7 protein-coding genes are annotated in these 7,731 nt (G+C 71.2%); all 7 read right to left on the minus strand.

Going from position 1 to position 7,731, the window contains the following annotated elements; genetic code table 11:
- On the minus strand, positions 1–250 hold a 250-nt coding region (locus VR44_RS17460), incomplete at its 3' end, for a hypothetical protein (RefSeq protein ID WP_063778935.1).
- 56 nt (positions 251–306) lie between these two features.
- Positions 307–579 (minus strand): hypothetical protein, encoded by a 273-nt coding sequence (locus VR44_RS17465; RefSeq protein ID WP_045948440.1) that lies wholly within the window; start codon positions 577–579, stop codon positions 307–309.
- A 514-nt stretch (positions 580–1,093) separates the two neighbouring features.
- Positions 1,094–2,380 (minus strand): UDP-glucose dehydrogenase family protein, encoded by a 1,287-nt coding sequence (locus tag VR44_RS17470; protein WP_045948441.1) that lies wholly within the window; start codon positions 2,378–2,380, stop codon positions 1,094–1,096.
- 157 nt (positions 2,381–2,537) lie between these two features.
- Complete coding sequence (locus VR44_RS41285) at positions 2,538–4,094, minus strand: glycosyltransferase family 4 protein (protein ID WP_052713663.1); 1,557 nt, start codon at positions 4,092–4,094, stop codon at positions 2,538–2,540.
- 30 nt (positions 4,095–4,124) lie between these two features.
- Complete coding sequence (locus VR44_RS17480) at positions 4,125–5,567, minus strand: Gfo/Idh/MocA family oxidoreductase (protein ID WP_045948442.1); 1,443 nt, start codon at positions 5,565–5,567, stop codon at positions 4,125–4,127.
- 88 nt (positions 5,568–5,655) lie between these two features.
- Positions 5,656–7,008: a putative PEP-binding protein gene (locus VR44_RS17485; RefSeq protein ID WP_094191716.1), complete on the minus strand. Its 1,353-nt coding sequence runs from the start codon at positions 7,006–7,008 to the stop codon at positions 5,656–5,658.
- The coding region (locus tag VR44_RS17490; protein WP_045948443.1) for a UDP binding domain-containing protein at positions 7,005–7,731 on the minus strand (727 nt) is incomplete at its 5' end. The genes VR44_RS17485 and VR44_RS17490, both read right to left, overlap by 4 nt.

Below are 7,731 nucleotides of genomic sequence, written 5' to 3' on the forward strand. Positions count from 1 at the left end.
CCTTCACACGCAGGACGTACGGCTCCCCTGTGCTGATGGCCTGGGCCTGCTCGCGCAGATCCGCGTCCGTGAAGCCGAGCAGAGCGTCGTCTGCGGCGCGGCGCAGCAGCGGGAGGATCTCGGCGACGGGTCGGCCGCGTCGCGCTTGGGCGAGTTCGGCGAAGGCCTGCTGGTAGGGGGCTCCGTACGTGCTCGCGCTGTCGGCCAGCAGGTGGTCAAGGTGCTGTCGCTCGATGCTGATCTCGCCCATGGCCCGCTCCTTCGCTCCTCCGGGGCTCCGTCCGGTCGGGACCCTCGCTATCGACGCTACGAGGCTGGTCTGACATCGAACCCCAGCCCGGCATGGGGCGCGTTCCGGCTGATGAGGTCCTGGAGCTGCCCGCGGACGGATGGCGGCATCAAGCCGTCGGTGGCGAGGAGGTGCCACTGGCAGCCGGGAATGAGCCGGTCGAGCCGATGGAGCTCCCCGAGCTGGTAGAGCAGCACCAAGGCGTCGAGGGCTTGCTGGGCGGGTGACCGGTCGCGGTCCTTCAGCGTGCTGAGCACGGCCAGGCCAGCCATCGCGTAGCGGCCGTTCATCCACTCCAGGGCCGCCTTCGCCCAGCTGCCCGGCAGCGAGTTCCTCCTCGACCCGGACGCACAGGTCCAGGGCCCACTGCCGTACGCCCTCGGCGGTCTTCCAGGCCCGCGCCAGGTCCTGAAGGGGAACCGTGGCGGCCAGGTCGCGCAGATGATCCCGGGCATCCCGCGCGGGGCCAATCGCCAGGTAGCTGTCGTCGGTGAGGACCACGTCGGCGAACTCGGGAACGTCCCTGCGGGTGGTCTCGACGAGGGACGCGATCGGGTTGGCCGCGGCAGTGGGGTTCATCGCGCGCAGCAGGTCACTGATGTCCTCCAGGGACATCGTCCCGGTGCTGCCGGACGGCACCTACGCGGCGGAGCGCGTATCGATGTACCCGCAGCGCGGCGCCCTGTGACTCGGCCTGACGCCGAAGGGCGCCAGCCCATAGAGGGAGGCGCCCTTCGGATAGTCGGCCAGGGAGTGGTCAGAGCCCGACCGACGACTAACGAAGCCTTGCGGGTGGTCGAGGAGTCAGGGGCGGCCGACGGAGGTGTATCGGAATCCCATCTCGCGCAGGCGCGCGGGGTCGAGAAGGTTGCGGCCGTCGAACATCACCGGTGTACGCATAACGCGGTGGGCTTCGGTCCAGTCGATTTCGGCGAGCTCGGGCCATTCGGTCACGAGGACCGCCGCATCCGCGCCGCCGAGGGCTTGCATCGGTGTCGGGTAGCGGGTGGCGGAGTCCCAGGGTTCCCCGGCCGCCGGCCGGGCGAGCGGGTCCCAGGAGCGGACCTGTGCCCCTTCGGCGAGCAGGCGGCTGGCCAGGACAGTGGAGGGGGCCTCGCGCATGTCGTCGGTGCCGGGCTTGAAGGCCATGCCCAGGAGGGCGATGCGCTTGCCGGCGAGGTCGCCGAGCTCGTCCTTGAGGTGCTGGACCGCGCGCCGCTTCTGGATGTTGTTGACGTTGATGACGGCGGTCAGGAGCTGGGGGTGGAAGCCGGTGTTGGAGGCCATCTGGCGCAGGGCTTCGCTGTCCTTGGGGAAACAGGAGCCGCCCCAGCCAATGCCGGGGCGCAGGAAGTGGGCGCCGAGGCGGTGGTCCATGCCTACGGCTTGGAGGACTTCGGTGACGTTGGCGCCGGTGTTCTCGCAGAGGGTGGCGATCTCGTTGGCGAAGCTGATCTTCGTGGCGAGGAGCGCGTTGGCGGCGAGTTTGACCATCTCCGCGGACTTCACGTCCATGGTGGCCACGGGGGCGTTGATGCCGGTGTGCAGGGCGGTGACGAGGGCGCCGGCGGTGTCGTTGTCCTGGCCGATGACGATGCGGTCGGGGGCCATGAAGTCCTGGATGGCGCGGCCTTCGGCGGTGAACTCGGGGTTGGAGACGTAGCCGACGTGGGACAGGCCGATCTCGTCGAGGAGGGCGCGGGCGCGGGCGCCGGTGCCGACGGGGACGGTGGACTTCATGACGACGGCCTTCAGGTCGCCGGCGTCGGCCAGGGAGCGGACGACGGCCCAAACTCGGGAGAGGTCGGCGTCGCCGGAGGCGGAGGGCGGGGTGTCCACGCACACGTAGGCGATCTCGGCGCCGTTGACGGCCTCGGTGAGATCCTCGGTGAAGGTCAGGCGTTCCTTGTTGCGGGCGATCATGTCGCCGAGTCCGGGTTCGTGGATGGGGACGTCGCCGGCGCGGAGGATGCGGACGCGTTCGGGGTTGATGTCGCGGACGGTGACGTGGTGGCCGAGCTCGGCGAGGCACGCTCCGGTCACCAGCCCGATGTATCCGGCGCCGAACACCGCGATGCGTCGCTCTGCCATGTTCTGTCCATCCTTCTCGTGCCGGTTCAGAGGGGTTGTTCCGTTCTGTCCGGATGGCGCCCGGATCTCGGGCGCCACCCTACTCGGCTCTGCTTTCGGTGCCGGAATCGTGCTGCGTCCCTATGGCGAGGCTGCGCCCCGCGTTGCGGGGGCCAGGTCAGTTCCGGTCGGTGACGACCCGATCGTAGATGTCGAGGTAGCGGGGGGTGAGGCTGCGCCAGGAGTAGTGGTCGCGGGCGAACCGGCTGGCGGCCTGGCCTCGGCGGGCCAGCTCGGCCGGGTTGGCGAGGGCGTGCTCGATGGTGGCGGTGAGGTCGACGAGGCTGCCGGGGGCGGGGAGCCAGCCGGTCGCGTGGGGGCCGCTGGTGGTGACGAGGCCGAGGGGGCCGCCGCTGGCGGAGGCGATCACGGGGGTGCCGGAGGCCATCGCCTCCAGGTAGACGAGCCCGAAGGGCTCGTCCACCGAGGGCGCGGTGAGGAGGTCGCAGCAGTGCAGGCCGTCGATGAGGTCGCGGTGGGGGCGCCAGCCGGCGAAGAAGACGTCGTCGGTGATGCCGAGGTCGCAGGCCAGGGAGTGGGGGTGGGTACCCTCCCATTCGCCGGGGTTGCCGCCCAGGACCAGCAGCGCGGGGCGGAGAGGGGTGCGCTCGCGCAGGGCGGCGATGGCCTCCAGGAGGAGGTTGAGGTGCTTGAAGGCGAGGAAGCGGCCCATCCACAGCAGCAGCGGCCGGCGGCGCCCCTGGCCGTCATGAAGCAGGCGGCGCACGTCGGCGGTGGTGTAGCGGATGGTGCCGGGTGCCTGGCCGGGGAGCCAGCCCTGTGGGTCGTCGACGAGCCACCGGTGGAGGATCTTGTAGCGGTCGGTGTCGTCGAAGGCGGCGGGCGGGGTGAACAGGTCGGTGTCGACTCCGTTGGGCACGAGGTCGATCCGGCTGTCGGGGATATGGACCAGTGATTGGGCGAGGGCGCGGTCCTGTTCGGAGATGACCACGATCCGGTCGCTGGTGGCCGCGTAGGCCCGGAGGCGGTCCACCCAGTGCCGGGCGTGGGTCCACATGTGCCAGCGGTCGGTGAGCAGGGTCTCGGCCTCGTCGAAGCCGGGGGCGTTCGCGGTCTGGGTGATGCGCCGCAGGGTGGCTCGGGGTTCGGTGCGGTACTGCTCGCCGAGGGCGGCGATGGACAGGCCCAGGGCGTCGGCGAGCTGGAGTCGGCGCAGGGCGTTGTTGAGGAATTTGAGTTCGGTGCCGTGCAGGGTGGTCACCACCGGGCGGTGGCCGTCTTGGGTGATTCCGTGCAGGGGGGTGAGGTGGTGGAGGTGGAGCAGGCCGGACTGGCCTGCGTGGTGGGTGGTGAGGTGGTGTCGCCAGTAGGCCTCGATGGCGTCGGCGGTGGCCGGTGCGACGGCGGCGAAGACCCGGTCGGGGGCCCCGGGGCGGTCCTCGTAGCTGGGGTGCATGGGCACAGGCTGGAGGAGGGCGTCCGCGCCGAGGGTGTGGGCGGTGGCGGCCGGGTTGTAGTCGGCGACGGTCAGGGGCAGGCCGTCGTAGAACGTGGGGGCGTGGGAGTAGGCGCCAGGGTGTCCGAGTGAGCCGGCGAAGATGCGGGCCGGGCGGCCGGCGGCGAGCGTCTGCTGAGTGAGGTTCTTGACGACAAGGGAGGAGCCGCCGCGGGGGAAGAAGAGGATGCCGTGGTCCACGGCCGGGAGGGCGTGCATGCCGATGTCCTTCGGGTGCGCGTGTGGAGGTCAGTGGGGGATGTCGATGAGGAGTGACGGCGTGGTTGTGCGGTGCTCGGTGTCGGCTTCGTGGCGGGCGGCGATCAGCCGGTACATGGCCGCGTAGATCCGATGGGTGAAGGTCTGGCCCACGAGGTAGGTCATGCGGCGGGCGACGAGCTCGTCCGGCGGGCAGCCGGCGGCGGCGCGCAGGAACTCGGCGGTCATGGCCTGGGGGGTGACGGTGCTGGCGCTGTGCGCGTTCTCGTAGACCGTGTCCGCGTAGCGTCCGCCGGAGGCGTCGATGAGGGGGTTGCGGCGGTGTTCGAGCCGGATCCGGTAGCGGTCGCCGACCACGTCGTTCTTGCTGACGCGCACGTGCTGGAGCGGGCCCTGGTGAAGGTCGATGACGAACTGGGACATCCGGCCCTTCTCCCTGAACGGCAGGTGTCCGGCGCGGTCGGCCTCCTGAAGGCCGACTTGGCGGTGGGAGTAGCTGTTGGAGGTGAAGGTGTAGGTGAGGTAGCCCTGGGCCCGGGCGGCGTCGTCGAGGAGTTCGAGGGTGAAAGCGAAGTCCATCTCCGCCAGGGCGGTCCGTCGGTCCAGGCCGACTGCCGCGGCGGGCTCTGGTGACAGGGGGCGCAGGAGGGCTTCGAGGGGACGGTTCTGGCCCGTGTTGAGGTAGTCGCCGACGCGGCGCACGTAGTGGTTGGTGATCCGCACTGCGGTGACGGGGCCTTGGGCCAGGCGCAGGTACCAGGCCATGAGGTCGATGTAGTGGTAGCTGGAGAAGGCCAGCGCGCCGACGCCGTGGGTGTAGCCGTGGGCGTTGCCGAGGCCGTACTCCTCGGGAAGGCGGAAGTGTCCGCCGGTCACGGTGAAGTTGGCCATCGTCAGGGCCTGGCCGTGCTTTTCGTAGACCTCGGTGATCAGGTGGGAGGAGTCGACGAAGGCGTCGTTGGCGCGGCGGCGCATGGGCATGGCGAAGAGGTGGCCGGGATGGTCGAGGTGGGCCTTGAGCAGGATGTTGAAGTGGGTGTCGATGGTGGCGGCGGCGTGGGGGTCCCAGGCCGCGTCCGCGGCGGCGAGGATCGGCTTGTCGCACAGGACGTGGATGCCGCGGCGGGTAGCCCAGTACAGGTAGGGGTAGTGGGCGACGGGGTCGCAGGCAACGATCACCACGTCGAACGGCTGGCCGGCGTGGGCGGCGTCCAGGCGGCGTTCGAGGTCTTCGGGTGACTGCCCGGGGCGGATCCACTGGGGGCGGTCGTAGCGCAGGAGGTCCAGCAGGTCGGGCATGTGGCGCAGGAGGTTCTCGTCGTAGGGGTCGCGCGGGTCGCAGATGGCACTGACCCTGACGGGGAATCCTTGGCGTTGCAGGGTGAGGATGGCCGGGACGTGGTTCTCGGTGGCGGCCCAGTGGCCGCAGCCGCCGACCAGCAGGACGTTGATCGGGCGGGGCGTGGCGGGCATGACGAAGTCGACCCTTCCGGTCAGGGGTTGGTGGTGGGCGCTCCCGGGGCACGTGTCGTGCCCCGGGACCGCAGCGCGGCCGGTCGGTTCAGAGGCCGAGGAGGGCCGTGACGTGCCGGGTGAGGTGGCCAGTGCCGCCGGTGGTGAGGGCCTCGTCGCGGATGGACTGGCGGGCGGTGTCGTCGAGGCGGGTGAGGGCCTCGTGGACGGCGGGGATCGCGGGGAGGGTCACGGTCAGGCTGCTGGCGCCCAGCGATGCCAGGACGGCGGCGCCCACGGGGCTGGCCGCCAGGCCGCCGCAGGCGGAAACGGGCACGCCGGCGGGGCCGGCGGTGTCGGCGATGTGGGCGATGGTGCGGTTCACCGCTACGTGCAGGGGGTCGATGTCACGGGCGAGGGCCGGGTTGGTGCGCGAGGCGGCCAGAAGGTACTGGGTCAAGTCGTTGGTGCCGACGCTGAGGAAGTCGACGTGCTTGACGAAGCGGTCGATGGCCAGGGCGCAGGCCGGCACTTCCACCATCACGCCGAGAGGCACCTTCGGCGCCATGAGTCGTCGGCGTACGTCCTCGGCGAGCGCTGCGGCCTGGGTGAACTCCGCGAGGTGGGTGACCATCGGGAACATGATCCGCAGCCGTGCCCCGTCTGCTGCCGCGCGGTAGAGGGCGCGCAGTTGGGGGATCGGGAGTTCGTCCGGGCGGCGCAGGGCCAGCCGGAGGCCGCGCACACCGAGGAAGGAGTTGTCCTCGTGCGGCAGGTCGAGTGCGGGGACCGGTTTGTCGCCGCCGATGTCGAGGGTGCGTACGGTGATCTCCGCCCCGTGTACCGCGCGGGCCAGGTCGAGGTAGGCCTGGTGGTGGGCGTTCTCGTCGGTGATCTCGTGTTCTCGGCCCAGGAAGAGCAGTTCGGTGGCCAGCAGACCGATTCCGGCGGCAGCGGTGCGTGTGAGTTCGCCGGCCTGCTCCGGCTTGACGAACGTGGCGGCGAGGCTGACCCCGCCCGGGGCCGGGCCGGCGGCCAGGGCGGCTTCGCGCTGTGCCTGGGCCTGTGCGGCCTGCTCGTCCTCACGGGCGATCGCCTGGTGGAGGTCGGGGCCGTTAAGGCCGGCGTGCAGTAGACCGCCGGTGCCGTCGAGGGCGCACACGGTACCCGGCGCCAGGTCTAGTACGGCGGGGCCGGCCGCGACGACGGCTGGAATGCCCAGGCCGTGCGCCACCTGCACCGTGTGGGAGGTGGGGCCCCCGCTCGCGGTGCAGAACCCGGCGACGAGGCCGAGGTCCAGGGCCGCGGTGTCGGCCAGGGTCAGGTCGTCGGCGACCAGGATGTACCTGCCCTGGAGGGCGGGCGGGTCGTCGAGGCCGCGTACGGGGGCGACGACCCAGCCGCAGGTTCCGGACACGCCCCGGTGCGTCGCGGCATGGTCGAACAGCCGGTCCATGCTCATGCCTCCTGAGCGGTGTGGTGGCGGAACGCCCCAAGCGTCTGGTGGTCCAGGCAGCGGCGTGCGTCGATGACGGTCCGGGTGGTGCTGTCGGCGAACGACGCGGGGTCCAGGGCGGTGTAGCGCGGCCAGTCGGTGGCCACGATCAGCACCCCGGCCCCGACCAGGGCCTCGGCGGGGGCGTCGACCACGGTGAGTTCGGGGTGGTGGCGCCGTACCAGGTCGTTGACGCTGGGGTCGTGGACGCGGACTTCCGCGCCCGCGCGGTGCATCCGCAGGGCGATGTCCAGGGCGGGCGAGTCGCTGATGTCGCCGACGTTGGGCTTGTAGGAGGCCCCCCACAGGGCCACGACCGACCCTTCCAGGCCGCCGGGCAGGACGGATTCGGCGTGCGTGACGGCGAGGTCGCGGCGTGCGGTGTTGGTGTAGTCGACGTGGGAGAAGAAGGTGGCGGCGCCGCTTTGGCCCAGGGCCTGGGCGCGGTCGGCGAGGGCGCGGATGTCCTTGCTGAGGCAGGAGCCGCCCCAGCCGAGGCCGGCTGTCAGACCGAACGGGCCGATCCTCGGGTCGAGTCCCATGGCGGTGGCGACGGTCTTGGAGTCCGCGCCGGCCGCCTGGCAGACGTCGTCGACGAGGTTGGCGAACGAGATCTTCGTGGACAGGAAGGCGTTGGCGGCCGCCTTGGTCAGGTCGGCGGTGACGAAGTCGGTGGACAGCAGCACCACC

The organism is Streptomyces katrae, from assembly GCF_000966975.1.
In the GTDB taxonomy this organism is placed as follows: Bacteria; Actinomycetota; Actinomycetes; order Streptomycetales; family Streptomycetaceae; genus Streptomyces; species Streptomyces katrae.

What these genes read in the sequence shown, in the direction of transcription:
- VR44_RS17465 (WP_045948440.1), bottom strand. Translation starts at nt 579, where the DNA reads ATGAACGGCCGCTACGCGATGGCTGGCCTGGCCGTGCTCAGCACGCTG.
- VR44_RS17470 (WP_045948441.1), bottom strand. Translation starts at nt 2,380, where the DNA reads ATGGCAGAGCGACGCATCGCGGTGTTCGGCGCCGGATACATCGGGCTG.
- VR44_RS41285 (WP_052713663.1), bottom strand. Translation starts at nt 4,094, where the DNA reads ATGCACGCCCTCCCGGCCGTGGACCACGGCATCCTCTTCTTCCCCCGC.
- VR44_RS17480 (WP_045948442.1), bottom strand. Translation starts at nt 5,567, where the DNA reads ATGCCCGCCACGCCCCGCCCGATCAACGTCCTGCTGGTCGGCGGCTGC.
- VR44_RS17485 (WP_094191716.1), bottom strand. Translation starts at nt 7,008, where the DNA reads ATGAGCATGGACCGGCTGTTCGACCATGCCGCGACGCACCGGGGCGTG.